The following is a 17064-nucleotide window of genomic DNA, read 5'->3' on the forward strand; positions in this document are numbered from 1 at the left end:
GCGGAGGATTTATTATGCAAGAATTAACAACAGATCATATTTCTCAGCAATTTAATAACGAGCTTGAACAGCTTCGTCAGCACTTTTTAACCATGGGTGGTGTGGTAGAAAAGCAAGTTCAAGATGCGGTTCAAGCATTGTTGGATGCTAACGGTTCTTTAGCAGAAGATGTCAAAGACAAGGACGCCACGGTCAATCAGCTGGATGGTCTGATTGACGAAGAATGTACGCGTATCTTGGCAAAACGACAGCCAGCAGCATCGGATTTGCGGATGATTCTCTCCATCAGTAAAGCGGTTAGCGAGTTGGAAAGAATGGGAGATGAGGCGAAAAAAATCGCTAACTTGACCATGAATTTAATTTCTGAAGGTGAGTCTCCACGTGGCTATGTGGAAATAAATCGTATCGGTCAAATGGTGTCTCGTATGATTCACGATGCATTAGATGCCTATGCTCGTTTGGATATCGATACAGCGATCAAGGTGGCCAAGCAAGATAGAACGGTGGATCAGGAATACAACACTGCACTGCGTTCACTGGTGACCTATATGATGGAAGATCCTCGCAGTATCTCGCGAGTGATTAATGTGATTTGGGTATTGCGCTCCCTTGAACGTATTGGTGACCATGCGCGTCACACTTGTCAGCACTTGATCTATATGGTCAAGGGTGTCGATGTACGTCATGTACACGTCAATGATTTGGCGGGTGAAGTCAAAGACGCTTAAGTTTGCTTTTGTTTTAAAAAAGGCTTCTCAGTCTTCGCTGTGAAGCCTTTTTTATGTTTTATCGATTTCTTTGTTGGTGAAAGGACGGAATTTGCTAACATGGATCTTTCTTTATTTCATGGCTGCCTATTGATGTTTACTCCGGACACTTCCTCTTTTTCTCAATCCTCTGAACTCTATTATCAAAACTTAAATGAACAGCTTACGGCTTTGTTCGCTGATGAGCGTGATCTTATTTGTAATGCTGCTCAGTTCTCTGCTTTTATCATGCAGACCATTGATGACCTAAATTGGGCCGGTTTTTATTTTTCTCGCGATAAGGAGTTGGTCTTAGGGCCATATGTGGGTAAGGTTGCTTGCAATCGAATTCCGTTTGGCCGTGGTGTATGTGGAACGGCAGCTCAGACATTAGTTGTGCAGCGTATTGATAATGTTCATGATTTTTCTGGTCATATAGCTTGTGATGCGGCATCGGCCTCTGAATTGGTTATTCCTTTTGTCGTCGAGGGTAAGTTAGTGGGAGTGTTTGATATCGACAGTCCCGTTGAAAAGCGTTTCAGTGAACAAGATCAGACAGGGATTCAAGCTATGTTGGATACCTTTGTTTCGTCTTGTGATTGGCAATGGCAGTTTTAGCTCATTTAACTCAGCATTGAAAAATAGTCGGATAAGACCGCCAATGTTTCCTTGTGTATTGTTGGTAGCAGTTCGATCGCGGTGGCAATGGGAGAGGCTTCTTGATTGGCTGATGCCGTTTCTATGATAGCGCATTGCTCCGCTAGCTGGTTGGCTGCCATGTTTAAGCTAGCAGATTTGAGGGAGTGGCTGACTTGTTTGAGTTGCTGATAATCCTGTTCCTGCCAAGCTGTCAGCAGGAGTTCCAACTTCTCCGAGCTGTCTTTGATAAACTCTAGTCGAATGTTATTGACGGTATTCTTTCCGAGTAGCTGGGTGAGAGAATCTAAATATGCTGTATCTATCATATTGCCTTCCTAATGATGGTCTTCGCCACTTCCTAAGTTATCAATAATGGGATGAAACTGCTCTTGGGTAAGAGGATAACTCAGTGCAAGATAATCAAGCGATGATGAATTAATGACTTGAGTATAGTAACAACAAAGTTGAGCGCCATTTCTTTTCCATTCTTCCAGTGCGTTTAGAAGATCCTCTTTGAAGACGGCGGCATTGCCCAAAATAATCAAATCAAATTTCTCTTGCGGAAGTGGTGTTTCATCTTGATGCAGTTGCACAGATAGGTTTTGGCTGGTCATCATAAGTTCCAGCACCCGTGATAAATTTTTATCTTGTTCTAGAATCAACACTCTCTTATCAGCAGCTTGCTGCCGAGTGTTTTGAAGGGGTTGATTAGTAGAAACATAGAAGGGCAAATCTACCCAGAATTCGCAGCCTTGGTTCTCTACACAGGAAAAATGCATTTCGCCCTTCATTAAGTAAATAAGCTGGTGGCTCAAGGTTAAATTGAGTCCTACTTGATTGGCGTCTGGGGCCATTTGCGGTGTAGGTAAATTAGGATTGCGTCTCAAGTTCTGTTGAAGAGCTTGAGGCATACCAACTCCAGTATCACGAATGGCCAATTGCATTACTTGAGTTTCATGAGTGCCATCGGGTAACAATAAAGTGGGAGCTGCCAGTGCTGAAGGGCGCAATTGGATGCTGATGCTCCCAGATGGACTGTGGGCAATGGCGTTTTGCATTAAACCGAGCAGAATCGCTTTAAAACGTTCAAAGTCTAAATGAATGTTATCGGGTAGTGCGGGATCAATATAAAGAATGCAGGCCAATTGTTTACGCGCCATTTGTGTCTCAATCAAACTGAGGCAATCATGCATATGCTGCTGCAATGAACCCTTACTGATGTTTAGTTGTAGTTTATTGGCTTCCACTAAGGTTAAATCGGTAAGCATTTCAATGGTATGTAATAATTGGTGACTGGATTCTTCAATGTGTTTGGTGAGCGCTTCCGGAACCTCATTTGTTGATTGTCGTAACGTTTTGACTGTTCCTAAAATGGCGTTAATGGGTGGGCAAACTTCTTGACTGATAAAACTCAACATGTTCGCTTTATCATCATGGGCGGTTTGGATGTCCAATTTTAGTTGCGTGTTTCGACCGTTAGCAAAACGTAATTGGGAAAAACTTTTTGCAATAAAAAAGCATAGGAAAAGTAAACATAAGAGTAGGCTCACTGATAAGAATTGAATGTAGTAGAGTTTGTCTTGCAGTGATTTATGTTGGCCGGAAATGAATTTATTGCTGCCGGTATTTACTAAACTGACAAACTCACCCAATTGAGGATCCAGTTTCTTGATACGTTCAATCAAATTGGGTAAATAGCTTAAATCACCTTCTTTGACTCTACTGACATGAAAACTAAGCAGTTCCAATTCACCATTAATGATGTTCAGTAAGCGAGTAGTACGTCCCCCCTCAAATCCTCTTACCAAGGTGCCAACATCACCATCACGAAGTAGATCGATGCGACTCATTAGCAGATTGTATTCTGCGAAAATAGAATCACGAAATTGGTTTGGTTTAGACTCAAGGGTAATCAGAAAATTGAGGAAACGATAGGTTTGTACCTGTAATTGCAGAGCATTCCACAAAGAGCTTTCAAAGACTCGACGACTGTTATCGCGAGCACTGTCACTGGTATAAGTAATGATTCCGAACAGAGCAATAGTAATCAAGATGATGAGTAATATGAAACTATACAATATCCACTGTTTGAACCGAGAAAGCCAATTTAATCCTTTTGATTTAGGCACCAGATTTACTCCGAAGTGGATACGATCTTAATGTGTTTGATTTGCCAAATAGAGCGGCCAAAATAGACTTCTGATTTGAGACTTTTATTTTGGTCAAAGGGGTAAATCAGCATAATAGGACCTAGATTACGAATACTCATTGGTACACCGTCTCTATGGGTGGCGAAAATGGCTCCATGTTCGACAAAATCCCTGACAGGCACTCTGGTCATGTATTGATTTAATGCGGTGACTTCCAACATTTCACCGTTGGCATTGAGTGCGGCCAATAAGTCAATCGCAGAGAAGCCTCGATAAGTATGCAGACCCTTGGTCCAAGGGTTGTTTGTGGTGACAGAATATTGTGGTAAGGCTTCGAGCATAGGCAGATCAAATTTCGCTTGAGAATCTTGCAAAATATTGTCCATATCCCCAGATACGGTGAGAATGACGTGTTGAGTAGGCGTATCGAGAGCCATTGTGAATGAAGAAAGACAGCCAAATAAGATGATAAACAAACGACTGGCTGAATTCATACATGACCTCATAAAAAATCCTTGGAACAGAGAGTTGACTATTGCTTACACATTGTTGAAATTATCAAGAATGCTGTAAAAATACTAGTTTAAGCGCTATTTTTCATAGAAAACCGCCTTCTTCGGCGGTTTTATCATACCTTATAGAAACAAGCGCTAGGCTAACTCAGCCAAACGTGAGCAGGCGGCCTGATGACTGGACGCATCACTGATGTTTACTAGAAAGGGCTTGTTCTGCGCACATTGTTCCGTTGCACTTGGACAACGGGTTCGAAATACACAGCCAGACGGTGGGTTGATAGGTGAAGGCAGGTCTCCAGGTAATAACTGAATGCGTTTGTTGCGTTCTACTTTAGGATCTGGCGCTGGCACCGCCGATAACAATGCCTTGGTATAGGGGTGCTGAGGGTTATCATACAAGTCATGCTTATCGGCCAGTTCAACCGCATTGCCAAGATACATGACCAACACACGATCCGAAATGTGTTTTACCACACTTAAATCATGGGCGATAAAAACCAGAGATAAGCCCATTTCCTTCTGTAAGTCTTTCAACAGATTCACAACCTGAGCTTGAATCGACACATCCAGCGCTGAAACAGGCTCGTCACAAACCACCAACTTAGGCTTGAGAATCAAGGCGCGGGCGATGCCTATACGCTGACACTGACCACCTGAAAACTCATGTGGATAACGGTTGATGACGTTTGGCAATAATCCAACCTTGGCCATCATTTCACGCACTTGTTGCTTTACTTCTTGCTTGCTCAACTGAGGCTGGAAGGTTTGTAAAGGCTCGGCAATGATATCGCCGACTGTCATACGCGGATCGAGGGACGCCAGCGGATCCTGGAAGATCATCTGCAATTCTTGACGCTTCGCTCGCATTTGCTTCTTGTCTAGCTCGGTCAAATTCTCACCCAACCAGACTACATCTCCTTGGGTAATGGGTACAAGACGCAGCAAAGCGCGTGCTAAGGTGGATTTACCACAGCCGGATTCTCCCACCACACCTAAGGTTTCCCCAGCATAAATGGACAGGTTTACTCCATCCACAGCTTTCAGTGCTTTGGCTTTGGTCCAGGGCCAAGCGTTGTCAGCTTTACTATTAAAATGGACTTTCAAGTCCGTGACTTGCATTAAAGGTTTCATCTTTGCGTCTTCACTCATGATACAAGGTCCCAATCAACCGCTTTATGGCAAGCGCGTAATTTGCCCGTTTGATATTCTTGCAACACAGGTGACTCTTGTGCGCAGCGAGCTTCTGCGTACTCGCAGCGGGCTTGGAAAGGGCAACCGCTTGGCATATTTAAGAGGTTAGGTGGATTGCCGGCGATGGTCGCAAGTTCCTCGTCTTCACTGTCTAACCTTGGGATAGCTTTTAATAGCCCTTTGGTATAAGGATGGGTAGGTTGATAGAAAACATCTTCAGTAGAGCCATATTCCATGGTTTGTCCTGCGTACATCACCAACACCTTGTCGCATAAGCCTGCCACCACACCCAGATCGTGGGTGATCATGATGATGGAGGTGTTGAAGTCGTTTTTCAGTTCATTCAACAAGGTCAAAATCTGTGCTTGTACCGTTACATCAAGTGCCGTTGTTGGCTCGTCAGCAATCAATAATTTTGGCTGACAAAGTAGTGCCATGGCGATCATCACACGTTGGCGCATACCGCCAGAAAATTCGTGCGGATACATGTTCATGCGTTTGCGTGCTTCCGGCATTTTAACCGCATCGAGCATCTTTACTGCTGCTTCAAAAGCGTCGGCCTTGCTCATTCCCTTATGCAGCGTCAAGACTTCAATTAACTGCTTACCCACTTTCATATAAGGGTTAAGTGAGGTCATTGGGTCTTGGAAGATCATGGCAATTTCTTTCGAACGAATGCGATTCATTGCTTTCTCATCGTAGCGGAGAATATTTTCTCCTTCGAAAAGAGCTTCTCCTTCAATCAGACCATTGTTAGCCAACAGTCCCATCAAGGCAAACGCTGTCTGGCTTTTTCCGGATCCAGATTCGCCAACGATACCTAGATTTTCTCCTTGTTTTAGAGAGAAATTCAGATTGTTAACCGCCGTAACGTAACCGTCTGGCGTCCCAAAGTTAACACGTAAATTTTTAACATCTAATAAGCTCACGGTTACCTCCTTAACGGTCTTTTGGATCAAGGGCGTCGCGTAAACCGTCGCCGAGGAAGTTAAAACAGAATAGGGTGACCACTAAGAATCCCAGTGGCCAAGCTAATTGCCAGACCGCGACTTCCATATTGACGGCACCTTCAGAAATCAATGCTCCCCAGCTGGTCATAGGCTCCTGTACTCCTAACCCTAAGAAGCTGATGAAGGATTCCAACAAGATCATGTTGGGTACTAGAAGGGTGGCGTACACCACCACAATACCCAATACATTCGGGACAATGTGACGCAGAATAATATTGAAGGTCGAAACGCCACAGGCATGAGCCGCTTCTATGTACTCTTTGTTTTTTAGGCTTAATGTTTGTCCACGAACAATCCTTGCCATGTCTAACCACGAGATGGCGCCAATGGCGACGAAGATAAGAACGATATGACGACCAAATAACGTCATCATAATGATGACGAAGAACATAAAAGGAAAGGAATTTAGGATCTCAAGCGCGCGCATCATCATGCTATCGATACGTCCGCCTAAGTATCCTGAAGTCGCGCCATATAAGGTGCCGATAACAATGGCAACGAGACTACCCATAAGGCCGACCATTAGGGAAATTTGACCGCCTTGCATGGTTCGAACGAAGATGTCACGTCCGAGGGGGTCGGTTCCGAAATAGTGGCCATTCTCTATGTTAGGGCGACCTAATGTGGCTATGTCGGCTAAGGCTTCCCAGTCGATGTCGTCATAATTCCATTGACTTAGAAGGGGGCCAAATAGTGAAATAAGAGCGATCAAGCCCAAAATGATCAGGCTAGCAACCGCCGCGTGATTGGAGAAAAATCGACGACGCGCGTCCTGCCATAGACTTCGTCCTTCTACTTCGACGACTTGTTCGGCAAAGGACTCCACGACGTCTGCTTTGTCTTTCATTGTAATCATAACAAAGTTACCTAGTAACGAATTTTCGGGTCGATCAACGCGTAAAGAATGTCGACGACGGCATTAAATAAGATGGTTAGAGCACCAATTAGAATGGTGACCGCCATCACCATTGGGTAATCACGGTTGATGGCGCCGTTAATAAAGTGCTGTCCGATACCGCCGGTACTGAAATACACATCGACAATCACGGAACCAGTAATAATGCCGACAAACGCAGGACCTAAATAAGAAAGTACAGGCACAATTGCAGGTCGTAGCGCATGTTGAAGGACGATTTTGTAGCCAGGGAGACCTTTGGCTCTTGCAGTACGGATGAAATTGGAATGCATGGTTTCTATCATGCTACCGCGTGTAATACGTGCTATCTGCGCGATGTAACTGGTGGACATGGCGATGACGGGCATGATCAAGTATGGCCAAGCGCCGTCGTTCCAACCACCTGAAGGAAGCCATTGCAAATAGATGGAAAAAAGAAGGATACAAAGAGGTGCCAATACAAAATTAGGTAACACAATACCCAAGTTCGCAAAGGCCATGACGCTGTAATCTATCCATGAGTTCTGACGCAACGCAGCATAGATACCACAGCTCACTCCAATGAATACGGCAACAATAAACGACCAAACGCCGATTTCGGCTGATACTGGGAAGCTTTGCGCGACGAGCTCATTAATGGTGAAGTCTTTGTGAACAAAAGAGGCGCCGAGGTCACCTTGTAATACGTTCCAAAGGTAGCGTAAATACTGTGATGTAATAGGTTCATCCAAATGATATTTCGCAGCGATATTGGCCATGATTTCAGGTGGCAAACCACGTTCGGTCGTCAATGGACTGCCTGGCGCGATGTGCATCAAGAAAAAGGAGATGGTGATCAACACCAGCAGTGTTGGTATGGCCTCTAAAATGCGTTTGAGTATAAGTGAAAGCATATTTTTATTCCGAGGTAATAGACTGATTCCAACGTCAGGTTATTACCAGCGTTTGAAACGTATAAGCATAAAGTCACCCAGCGTATAACGCTGAGTGACGACGCAGAGCAACGACCTTAGTGGGCAATTATGTATTGATCGCGAGTGTAGGTATTGTCTTCTGGGTTAGGCATGTATCCGCCGACATATGGCTTCACCAAACGCTTGGTTATGTAGGTATAGATAGGCGCTACTGCCATATCTTGGTTGATTAGGATGTCTTCTGCTTTGGTGTAGTTATCAGAAGGGTCATGCATTGATGACGCTGTATTCATTAGCTCATCGTACTTAGGATTGCTGTACTTACCATCGTTACTGCCCGCAGTAGAGGTTAGAATTTGTAAGAAAGTCGAAGCTTCGTTGTAATCACCAATCCAGCCTGCACGCGACACTGAGAAGTTCTGAGTGTTACGAGAGTCTAGGTAGGTTTTCCATTCTTGGTTTTCAAGCGTTGCTGTCACACCGAGGTTTTTCTTCCACATTGAAGCGATTGCAACGGCAATTTTCTTATGTTGTTCGTTTGTGTTGTACAGCAATGGGAAGGACAGAGGGTTAGATGGGCCAAAACCTGCTTCTGTTAGTAATGCCTTTGCTTTCTCATTGCGTTCTGCCTGGGTCCACTTTGCATATTCTGGAGTAACAGGTTGGAAACCGTTTACGATATCTGGCGTGAAACCGTAGGACGGCACTTCACCTGTCCCAATCACATATTTGGTAATGATATCGCGATCAATTGCATAGGATAGCGCTTTACGAACACGGACGTCGTCAAATGGCGCTTTGGTTGTGTTGAATAGGTAGTAGTAAGTGCCGAGCTGTGGGGTAATATGAACTTCGTCAGGCGTCTCTTTCATAAGTTGCTTGTAACGGTTCGTCGGGATACCTGAATAGGAGGTAACATCCATTTCACCTGCTTGATAGCGTTTGAATTCGACGGATACGTCAGAAATTGGCAGGTAAGTCACCTTGTTGATCACGGTCTCTTTGTCGTTCCAGTACTTAGGGTTACGTACCAAAACCATTTTTTCATTTACATTCCATTGGTCTAGAGTGTAAGCACCGTTAAATACAATATGCTCTTGTTTTGTCCAATCATCTCCCCATTTTTCAATCACTTTTTTGGGTGCTGGGAACAATGATTGGTGAATGGTCATTTTGGGGAAGTAAGTATTCGGCTTTTCAAGACGAACGACAAAAGTGTAATCGTCAGCTGCTTCTACACCTAGATCGGTCGCGGGTTTCTTACCATTGATGATGTCAGTTGCGTTGATCATACCTGGCAGTTCTGCAAACCAAGCGTAATCAGCTGCTGTTTTTGGATCGACAAGGCGTTGAAATGCGAAGACAAAATCTTCTGCTGTGACCGGATCGCCATTCGACCATTTTGCATTGTCACGTAGGTGGAAGGTGTAAACCGTATTGTCTTTGTTCACGTCGTAACTGGTCGCCACACCTGGAATTAGGTTGCCGTCGCCATCTTCGTTAAAAAGTCCTTCAAACAAATCACGAGCACGTAGAGACCCTGGTGTGCCCTGCATTTTCTGTGGGTCAAGCGTTGCTGGTTCAGACTCACCGCCTTTTACAATTTCTTGTACCGCTGCAAGTTTTACCCCTTCTGGTACTTTTGCGGCTTGAACGTAGGTCGCGCCTAATACAGCGGTGAGAACCGCGCTGGCAATGATCGACTGTTTGAGTTTCATAAAAGGTTCCTTAGTGTTTTCTATGGTAGCTTTTTTATACTGTTTGATAAGCCTCATTGAGAAAAATTAACCTGTGCTTATCCTGAGTTTTTATAGTTCTACAATTGTTAAACCGTCACAATCGAAATAACGAATCGAGCTATACGTTTCGTAAAACTACGACGTGTTTCGTGCTAGGTGTTTTTGGATGATAACGAGTAAAAGCATTGATAAAACAAGGGCCTGAATGGTTTAGTGCATCAGACCCTTGTTGGATTAATGTGCCTTAATATAAAGGTTGCGTGTATATACTACGTCTTGTGAATTTGGGTTATAGCCACCTACATAAGGTTTAACCAACCGAGTTGAAGTGTATTGATAGATAGGAGCAATGGCCATATCCTCTTCAATAGCAATTTTCTCAGCCTGATGGTAAAGCGATGTTGGGTCTGTCATGGTGCGGGACTGATTCATCAGTTTGTCGTATGCCTGACGTTTGTAATGACCGTAGTTATTACCGTGTCCTGAGGTTAATACATCAAGCGTGCTGGACGCTTCGTTGTAGTCGCTGATCCAAGCATATCGTCCAACTTGGAAGTTTCCGGCGCTCATGGTGGAAAGGGCCGTTTTCCATTCTTGATTCTCTAATGTCACTTTCACACCAAGGGTCTTTTTCCACATGGCAGCAATGGCGATCGCTAGCTTTTTGTGTAGCTCATTTGTGTTATATAGGAGGGTGAAACTAAGAGGGTTGGTGTTAGAGTAACCAGCTTCTGCTAGTAAGGCTTTGGCTTTTTTGTTGCGTTCTTCCTGAGTCCAAGTCGAGTAATCAAGTTTTGGAGGAGTGTAGCCACTGACGGCTGTAGGCGCGAAACCGTATGCTGGCAACTGGCCTGTGCCTAATACGTATTTGGTGATCACTTCTCGATTGATTGCATAAGATAACGCCTTGCGCACTTTCACGTTGTTGAAAGGAGGTACCTCAGTATTGAAAATATAGTAGTAGATACCGAGCATTGGATCGATACGCACTTCACCTGGGTAATCCTTCTGAATTTTTTTGTACAGATTTAATGGGTACCCTGCAACATCCATGTCGCCGGCTTGATAACGTTTCAGTTGCGCACTTCCCATTGGGATGGGCAAATATGACACTTTATTAATTACTGTGGCATCATTGTTCCAGTAAAGTTTGTTGCGTTTGAGGACCATTTTTTCGTTAATGTTCCATGAGTCCAGTACATACGCGCCATTGGAGACAATGTGTTCAGGCTTGGTCCAAGCATCTCCCCATTTCTCGATGGTTTTTTTCGGAGCAGGAAACATGGTTGGATATGTAATCATTTTCATAAAGTACGGAACAGGACGTTCAAGCGTTACTTGGAACGTGTAGTCGTCAAGTGCTGTAACCCCAAGCTCAGAAGGCGCGAGTTTGCCGTCGATAATGCTATCCGCGTTGACGATTGACGGGATTTGCATATACCAAGCGTAAGGAGAAGCCGTTTTAGGATCGACCGCACGTTGGAAACCATAAACGAAATCGTGGGCAGTAACGGGGTCGCCATTCGACCATTTTGCATCTTTGCGTAGGCTAAAGGTATAAACAGTATTGTCTTTATTTACCTTGTAACTGGTAGCGACTCCCGGCTCTAAATAACCCTCAGAATCTTGGCTGTAAAGCCCCTCGAACAAATCGTATGCTCTGATCCAACCTGCGTCTTCTTGAATGAGTTGCGGATCGATCGATGTAGGTTCTTGTCCACCGTTACGGACAATTTCTTGTATTGGTGAAAGGGTTATGCCTTCAGGTACATCGGCAGCTTGGATGGATAAACAAGACAGTGACCCTGTAAAAATCGCGGCTACGAGAAATATCTTTTTAACGTTCATAGTGTTCCCTTATTTGTTTTGCAGATGCCTTTATAATGGTGAGGCGCTTGGTTCGTCCTTAAGTTTTGATGGTTCATCAACTAGCAAAAGGTCACAATCGAAATTTCGTATTGCTCTATACGTCTCGTAAATGTGGAGACCTGTCAGCCCTCGTGATATTCTCAGCTTTGATTGAAGCGTCAGACAGATAGAGTCGAAATATTGTGATTACCCAACCTTTCAAAGCTGCAGGTGCCTTTTTAAAAGCCTTCCCCTTAATCGTTTCTAAAGAGTTACGTTTGTTTATTTTGGCGCCTTTACTAGCAAACTTATTACTCATGGCACTGATTTACATGGTGGCCTTTAGTTATTTCCAAGATTTGTTGAATTGGGCAATGGGATACTTACCGGATTGGCTATCTTTTATTAGCTGGTTGGTGGATTTGATCTTTGGGGCCGTCATCGCTGTGCTGTTGTTTTATAGTTTCTCTGTTGGGGTCAATATTTTGGCTGCGCCTTTTATGGCATTTTTAGCTGAGAAAGTAGAAGAAAAAACCACAGGTAAGGTGTTTGACGAAGCGCTGACTTTTAGTGTGATTGTGTCGACTATTGGTCGTAGTTTACAGCGAGAAATGCAAAAAATTCTTTACTTTGTACCTCGCTTTTTGCTGTTATTAGTTTTGTCTTTCATTCCTTTAGTGAATGTCATCGCGCCTGTTCTGTTATTGTTGTTTTCAGCTTGGATGCTGGCATTACAGTACATGGATTATGCTTTCGACAACAATAAAGTGGCTTTTTACGACATGCGCATGGCGCTAAGAAGTAAGCCCTTACTCTGTTGGACTTTTGGCGGTATTGTTATGGTGTCATTGACCATTCCGCTGTTTAATTTGTTTGTGATGCCGATTGCTGTTGTGGCAGCGACTTTATTATGGGTGTCCATCTTTAGGGTAGAGAATGGAGATTTCTCTGCGTTGTTAAACTCTCAAAATGGAATGAAATAATGTCGCTTAAAATTTTGGTGGTTGATGATGCGTCATTTACGCGAGATTTGATTCGTCGTACCTTGCGCAAGCAGTTTCCTGCGGTGGAAATTGAAGACGCGGTGAATGGGCGCAAAGCGCAACAGCTGCTCAATAAAACGCAATTTGACATGGTCTTGTGTGACTGGGAAATGCCTGAAATGACAGGTGTGGAACTGCTCAAATGGTGCCGTGAACAGCCTAAATATAAAAAAGAAGATGTGCCATTTGTCATGATTACCAGCCGTGGTGATAAAAATCACGTCGTGGAAGCGGTGCAGGCCGGTGTGACGGATTACTTAGGTAAGCCGTTCTCTGGTGAGCAATTGGTCAACAAAGTATTTGCAGCGGCCAAGAAGCATAAATTGTCGTCACAATTAACAGCACAGAAGCCTAAAGCCGCTACTGGTTCATCCCAAGGCATTGCGGCTGCATCCATTGATGTGTTGATGGGAGGCGCTTCAAAAATCACTTCACAAGGCTCAAAAATCATTAATCCCACTGAGCCTGAAGTCAGTATCAAAGACGTTAAAATTCCAACCCTAGTACGCTTTGAGAACAAGCAATTTCGTTGCATGGTAATCAAATTCAGTAAGCAAGAAGCAACCATGTTGATCAAGAGTGACGATGTGGTGCCACAAGTGTTAGGACAAGCTGTATTAGATTTGGAACACAAAGGTGCCGTTAATCGTTTGAACTATTATGTCGAGTCGGTCGCCACCACGGAAAAGAGACCAGATTCGACTTTTCTAACGGTGATGCTGCGTTTGATAGACCAAGACGCAGACAAAGAAGCCTTCATTAAGAGTTTATTCGAGCATCTTTGATTCTTAGGTGTTTGCAGCAATAAAAAAGGTGCTCAATGAGCACCTTTTTTATTGAAATAGTCAGTGTAAAACTACTCTACATTGGAAGAAGTTGCACCCTCAATCACGTCTTTGCGCACGCGATTGGCCGGGAAATGACAGGAAAAAGTACTGCCTGCACCAGGTAAACTGCGGATTTGTAGTTTCGCGTCATGATGCAATAACACGTGCTTCACAATCGCCAGTCCTAAGCCTGTGCCCCCGGTTTTTGAGCCACGACCTTTATCAACCCGGAAAAAACGTTCGGTTAGACGTGGAATATGCCTTGGGTCGATTCCTAAGCCCTGATCTTTTACAGAAAAGATGCCATTGAGTTCACTCGATTCCCATTTTATTTCAATTTCGCCGCCGTCAGGCGAGTATTTCACGGCATTTACAATCAGGTTTGAAAAAGCACTGTACAACTCTTTATAGGAACCATAAATACGTGCATCGTTAGCAATTTGGGTTGTCAGTTTGTGCTGTGCTGACAAAATGGGGGTTGTGGTTTTGACAATAGAATCGATAATCTCGGCTACTTTATGCCACTGATTTTCTTCTCGTTTGTCATCGCTTTCTAGACGCGATAAAAGCAGCAAGTCTTCGATCAGTTGTTCCATGCGTTCGGATTGTTCTGCCATATTTACTATGCCTTTCTGCATACTTTTGGGCAGTGTATCCTTAAACATATCTAGGGTTTCAACATAGCCTTTTATTACCGTCAGAGGGGTTTTGAGTTCGTGTGAAGCGTTGGCAACAAAGTCTTTACGCATCTGCTCTAACAAATGTAGACGGGTGATATCACGAATAAAAATAAGGTGATCGTTTTTGTCGTAAAGGGTGGTTTGGATTTCCAAGTATACGCCATCTTTTGCGGGGGATTTGATTATCAGGGGTTCGCCGAAACGTTTTTGCGTAAAGTATCGGAAAAACTCAGGACTGCGCACTATGTTGGTAATAACTTGGCCGCGGTCAACCGGTCGCATCAGGCCTAAAAAATGCGCCGCTGAGTTATTCCACCATTCTAAATTTCCCTGATTGTCAGCCATAATGACGCCTTCTTTCAAGGCGCTGGTGGAGCTCTCAATACGGGTTAAAGCTTGGCGCATACGACGTTTGGATTTGCGTTGTTTCTTTTGTAAACGATATACGGCATCAAACACTTCGCCCCAAATACCGTTAGATTCTGGTGGCGCGGCACGACCAGAATGACGTAACCAGTTATGGAACTGATAGAGTTGGTACATTTGCCAGTATAAAGTGCCCAATGTATAGAGCAGCAAAACACCTAAAAAATGGCCTAATATATATCCGATTACAGCGCAGGCAATAAAGCCTGCTAGCCAAGAAATAATGGTGTTTTGCCAGATGGTTTTCATGCCGACCTTTTTGCTGAAAAGCGGTAGCCAGTGCCCCGCACGGTTTGAATCAAGAAATCATGGCTATTGCCAATGGCTTTTCGCAAACGACGTATGTGTACATCGACTGTGCGCTCCTCTACATAGACATTACCACCCCAGACTTGATCCAATAATTGTGCTCTTGAATAAGCGCGTTCTTGATGCGTCATTAAGAACTTCAGCAAACGATATTCTGTCGGCCCCATGTCCAATGGACGGGCTCCAATAGTGACTCGTTGACTGATTGGGTCAAGTGTTAGACCTTCTACTTCAATGGGTTCATCAATGCCCTGTGGCGTAGCACGACGTAAAACTGCTTTTAGTCGAGCAACCAATTCACGAGGTGAAAAAGGTTTGGTAATGTAATCGTCCGCTCCCACTTCTAAACCTTGAATTTTATTGTCTTCTTCACTTTTTGCTGTCAGCATGATGACAGGTATTTCCGCTGTCGTGCTGTCTTTTTTGAGACGTCGTGTCAATTCAATGCCACTGCCGCCAGGCATCATCCAGTCAACCAAAATCAAATCGGGTCTATGATCCACTATGATTTCATGGGCTTGCTGAATGTTTTCTGCTTCCATGTACTCGTATCCTGCCATTTCTAAGGCAATGGCAATCATTTCGCGTATGGAAGACTCATCATCAATAATTAGTACTTTCTTACCGGTCACAGGATTCACCCTCATCTCAGGAACGGTTTAATTAAAGCGATCAATTATGACAATTTAGTTAAAGTGTCATATGTTTGCCACATTTTACACAAAATAGCTGGTTACTATGCCGATAAAGACGCAAACACCAATACGGTTGTTGTCTAGGAAAGAGTGAAAACAGGCTTGTCTTTGCCTGTCTTTTGCCTGCTGATATTGCTTGTAAAACAACCAAATACATATCAATAATGCGACGAAATATGGCCAACCCAGTGTCGCGAAGAAGCCCACCCATGTCAAAAGAGAAAGCGTTAAAGCTTGTAAACAAAGAATCACCAAAAGATCATACTGACCAAATAAGATGGCGGTGGATTTGATGCCGACTTTTAAATCATCAGGACGATCCGTCATAGCGTAATAGGTGTCATATGCAATCGTCCAAAGGCAATTTGCTAAGAATAGCATCCACAAGAGAGGGTCGTTTAAATGGCCACCTTGAGCGCTATAGGCCATGGGAATAGCCCAAGAAAAGGCCAGTCCTAAGAAGAGTTGAGGCAGATGAGTATAGCGCTTCATGAATGGATAGAGAGCCGCTAACCCCAAGCCAACAAAGGACAAAAGTATGGTTTGTTTATCGGTAAGCAGCACCAGAATAAAGCTGGCTAAGGCCAATACAATGAATAAAATCAACGCTTCATTGGCGCTAACACGGCCCGATGGTATAGGACGGTTTTTGGTTCGCTCTACATGGCCATCCACTTTTCGATCCGCATAATCATTAATCACACAGCCAGCCGAACGCATGCTAAAAACGCCCATTATGAAAATAATCACAATCGACCAATCTGGTTGTCCGTCCGCCGCTAGCCAAATGGCCCACAAGGTTGGCCACAATAATAATAAGGAGCCGATGGGACGATTGAAGCGAGTTAACTCGGCGTAGTCTTTAAGCTTGTTCATAATAATCCAAATGGCGATTTGAAATCAGAGATTGTGTCAAAGAAGGCTTCGTTAACCAAGATACCAGTACCATATTGATGAAAAACAGAACGTCTTGCCCAAACACTACCAGTTTGATCTGGGAACATGTTGGCAGGTAACTCAGCTATTTCAATCGGACTGCGCTGTAACGTCCTGTGTTGGAATAAATAACCACCAAGAGGTTTGTTCTTGAGATGAGGTACTTGTCGCCAATGACCGACCAGCGAGCGAGCAGGAATAATAGAGCGCGCATAAATCACCGTCACGCCATTCAGCTTTAATAACACGCTGCGCACACGAACAGCGGCTCTAGGGCCAAGTTTGAGCTTACGTCTTTCTCTTAAGCTTGTGGTTCCCCAGCCATCTTCGATGACCTCAACACTCAGTTTGGTAATACTGCGCAACTTACTGGTCAGGGACTGCTTGGTGACCAACCAAGGCCAAAGATGGTTTGGCACCTTGGTTTTTATTGCGCGATGAACCTCTATCCAGCGATAGTCAAATTGCTTGGCAGCAAGCGAATTGAGACGTGTCATAAAA

Annotated in this window: 17 protein-coding genes; 4 read left to right on the top strand and 13 right to left on the bottom strand. The window is 44.1% G+C overall.

Annotation, left to right across the window (positions count from 1 at the left end; genetic code table 11):
- Positions 1-14 precede the first annotated feature (14 nt).
- Together phoU and ACXAH2_RS11975 are read left to right on the top strand one after the other, a co-directional pair.
- On the top strand, positions 15-728 hold the full coding sequence (gene phoU, locus ACXAH2_RS11970; protein WP_475078770.1) for a phosphate signaling complex protein PhoU: 714 nt from the start codon (positions 15-17) through the stop codon (positions 726-728).
- A gap of 99 nt (positions 729-827) precedes the next feature.
- The gene (locus tag ACXAH2_RS11975) at positions 828-1364 is read left to right on the top strand and encodes a GAF domain-containing protein (RefSeq protein WP_475078772.1); all 537 of its coding nucleotides are present in this window, start codon (positions 828-830) and stop codon (positions 1362-1364) included.
- Between the two features lie 5 nt (positions 1365-1369).
- Here the strand turns inward: ACXAH2_RS11975 and ACXAH2_RS11980 are convergent, their stop codons facing one another.
- From ACXAH2_RS11980 to ACXAH2_RS12020, 9 genes are all read right to left on the bottom strand, one after another.
- Positions 1370-1711 carry an Hpt domain-containing protein gene (locus ACXAH2_RS11980; RefSeq protein ID WP_475078773.1) on the bottom strand — a complete coding sequence of 114 codons (342 nt, stop codon included), beginning with the start codon at positions 1709-1711 and terminating at the stop codon, positions 1370-1372.
- Positions 1712-1720: 9 nt separating this feature from the next.
- Positions 1721-3463: a sensor histidine kinase gene (locus tag ACXAH2_RS11985; protein WP_475078775.1), complete on the bottom strand. Its 1743-nt coding sequence runs from the start codon at positions 3461-3463 to the stop codon at positions 1721-1723.
- 56 nt (positions 3464-3519) lie between these two features.
- Positions 3520-4029 carry a putative pterin-binding protein gene (locus ACXAH2_RS11990; RefSeq protein WP_475078777.1) on the bottom strand — a complete coding sequence of 170 codons (510 nt, stop codon included), beginning with the start codon at positions 4027-4029 and terminating at the stop codon, positions 3520-3522.
- Between the two features lie 156 nt (positions 4030-4185).
- Complete coding sequence (gene oppF, locus ACXAH2_RS11995) at positions 4186-5199, bottom strand: murein tripeptide/oligopeptide ABC transporter ATP binding protein OppF (protein WP_475078779.1); 1014 nt, start codon at positions 5197-5199, stop codon at positions 4186-4188.
- Positions 5196-6170, bottom strand: a complete 975-nt coding sequence (gene oppD, locus ACXAH2_RS12000; RefSeq protein WP_475078781.1) for an oligopeptide ABC transporter ATP-binding protein OppD — start codon at positions 6168-6170, stop codon at positions 5196-5198. The genes oppF and oppD overlap by 4 nt, the downstream gene beginning before the upstream one ends.
- A gap of 10 nt (positions 6171-6180) precedes the next feature.
- Positions 6181-7107: an oligopeptide ABC transporter permease OppC gene (oppC, locus tag ACXAH2_RS12005; RefSeq protein WP_475078783.1), complete on the bottom strand. Its 927-nt coding sequence runs from the start codon at positions 7105-7107 to the stop codon at positions 6181-6183.
- Positions 7108-7118: 11 nt separating this feature from the next.
- Positions 7119-8039: an oligopeptide ABC transporter permease OppB gene (oppB, locus tag ACXAH2_RS12010; protein ID WP_475078785.1), complete on the bottom strand. Its 921-nt coding sequence runs from the start codon at positions 8037-8039 to the stop codon at positions 7119-7121.
- Positions 8040-8155: 116 nt separating this feature from the next.
- A complete protein-coding gene (locus ACXAH2_RS12015) occupies positions 8156-9778 on the bottom strand; it encodes an ABC transporter substrate-binding protein (RefSeq protein ID WP_475078786.1) in 1623 nt (540 codons plus the stop codon).
- Positions 9779-10033: 255 nt separating this feature from the next.
- Complete coding sequence (locus ACXAH2_RS12020) at positions 10034-11647, bottom strand: peptide ABC transporter substrate-binding protein (RefSeq protein WP_475078787.1); 1614 nt, start codon at positions 11645-11647, stop codon at positions 10034-10036.
- Positions 11648-11850: 203 nt separating this feature from the next.
- Here ACXAH2_RS12020 and cysZ point away from each other — a divergent pair, with 203 nt between their 5' ends.
- Together cysZ and ACXAH2_RS12030 are read left to right on the top strand one after the other, a co-directional pair.
- The gene (gene cysZ, locus ACXAH2_RS12025; protein ID WP_475078789.1) at positions 11851-12630 is read left to right on the top strand and encodes a sulfate transporter CysZ; all 780 of its coding nucleotides are present in this window, start codon (positions 11851-11853) and stop codon (positions 12628-12630) included.
- Entirely contained in the window at positions 12630-13475 is an 846-nt protein-coding gene (locus ACXAH2_RS12030; RefSeq protein ID WP_475078790.1) for a response regulator, read from the top strand. The genes cysZ and ACXAH2_RS12030 overlap by 1 nt, the downstream gene beginning before the upstream one ends.
- A 71-nt stretch (positions 13476-13546) precedes the next feature.
- On the opposite strand, the gene phoR is transcribed toward ACXAH2_RS12030, so the two are convergent.
- The 4 genes from phoR to ACXAH2_RS12050 form a co-directional block, all read right to left on the bottom strand.
- On the bottom strand, positions 13547-14872 hold the full coding sequence (gene phoR / locus ACXAH2_RS12035) for a phosphate regulon sensor histidine kinase PhoR (protein ID WP_475078792.1): 1326 nt from the start codon (positions 14870-14872) through the stop codon (positions 13547-13549).
- Positions 14869-15564 (bottom strand): phosphate regulon transcriptional regulator PhoB, encoded by a 696-nt coding sequence (phoB, locus tag ACXAH2_RS12040; protein WP_475078794.1) that lies wholly within the window; start codon positions 15562-15564, stop codon positions 14869-14871. The genes phoR and phoB overlap by 4 nt, the downstream gene beginning before the upstream one ends.
- An 84-nt stretch (positions 15565-15648) precedes the next feature.
- Positions 15649-16503 (bottom strand): 4-hydroxybenzoate octaprenyltransferase, encoded by an 855-nt coding sequence (ubiA, locus tag ACXAH2_RS12045; protein ID WP_475078796.1) that lies wholly within the window; start codon positions 16501-16503, stop codon positions 15649-15651.
- Positions 16500-17060, bottom strand: coding sequence for a chorismate--pyruvate lyase family protein (locus ACXAH2_RS12050; protein ID WP_475078797.1), 561 nt, complete (start codon positions 17058-17060; stop codon positions 16500-16502). The genes ubiA and ACXAH2_RS12050 overlap by 4 nt, the downstream gene beginning before the upstream one ends.
- Positions 17061-17064 lie beyond the last annotated feature (4 nt).

It is taken from the genome of Marinomonas sp. ABL3_031 (assembly GCF_056161265.1).

Excerpts from the sequence above, each read along its gene's own strand:
- phoU (WP_475078770.1), top strand. The coding sequence starts at position 15 with ATGCAAGAATTAACAACAGATCATATTTCTCAGCAATTTAATAACGAG.
- ACXAH2_RS11975 (WP_475078772.1), top strand. The coding sequence starts at position 828 with ATGGATCTTTCTTTATTTCATGGCTGCCTATTGATGTTTACTCCGGAC.
- ACXAH2_RS11980 (WP_475078773.1), bottom strand. The coding sequence starts at position 1,711 with ATGATAGATACAGCATATTTAGATTCTCTCACCCAGCTACTCGGAAAG.
- ACXAH2_RS11990 (WP_475078777.1), bottom strand. The coding sequence starts at position 4,029 with ATGAATTCAGCCAGTCGTTTGTTTATCATCTTATTTGGCTGTCTTTCT.
- oppF (WP_475078779.1), bottom strand. The coding sequence starts at position 5,199 with ATGAGTGAAGACGCAAAGATGAAACCTTTAATGCAAGTCACGGACTTG.
- oppC (WP_475078783.1), bottom strand. The coding sequence starts at position 7,107 with ATGATTACAATGAAAGACAAAGCAGACGTCGTGGAGTCCTTTGCCGAA.
- oppB (WP_475078785.1), bottom strand. The coding sequence starts at position 8,039 with ATGCTTTCACTTATACTCAAACGCATTTTAGAGGCCATACCAACACTG.
- ACXAH2_RS12015 (WP_475078786.1), bottom strand. The coding sequence starts at position 9,778 with ATGAAACTCAAACAGTCGATCATTGCCAGCGCGGTTCTCACCGCTGTA.
- ACXAH2_RS12020 (WP_475078787.1), bottom strand. The coding sequence starts at position 11,647 with ATGAACGTTAAAAAGATATTTCTCGTAGCCGCGATTTTTACAGGGTCA.
- ACXAH2_RS12030 (WP_475078790.1), top strand. The coding sequence starts at position 12,630 with ATGTCGCTTAAAATTTTGGTGGTTGATGATGCGTCATTTACGCGAGAT.
- phoR (WP_475078792.1), bottom strand. The coding sequence starts at position 14,872 with ATGAAAACCATCTGGCAAAACACCATTATTTCTTGGCTAGCAGGCTTT.
- ubiA (WP_475078796.1), bottom strand. The coding sequence starts at position 16,503 with ATGAACAAGCTTAAAGACTACGCCGAGTTAACTCGCTTCAATCGTCCC.
- ACXAH2_RS12050 (WP_475078797.1), bottom strand. The coding sequence starts at position 17,060 with ATGACACGTCTCAATTCGCTTGCTGCCAAGCAATTTGACTATCGCTGG.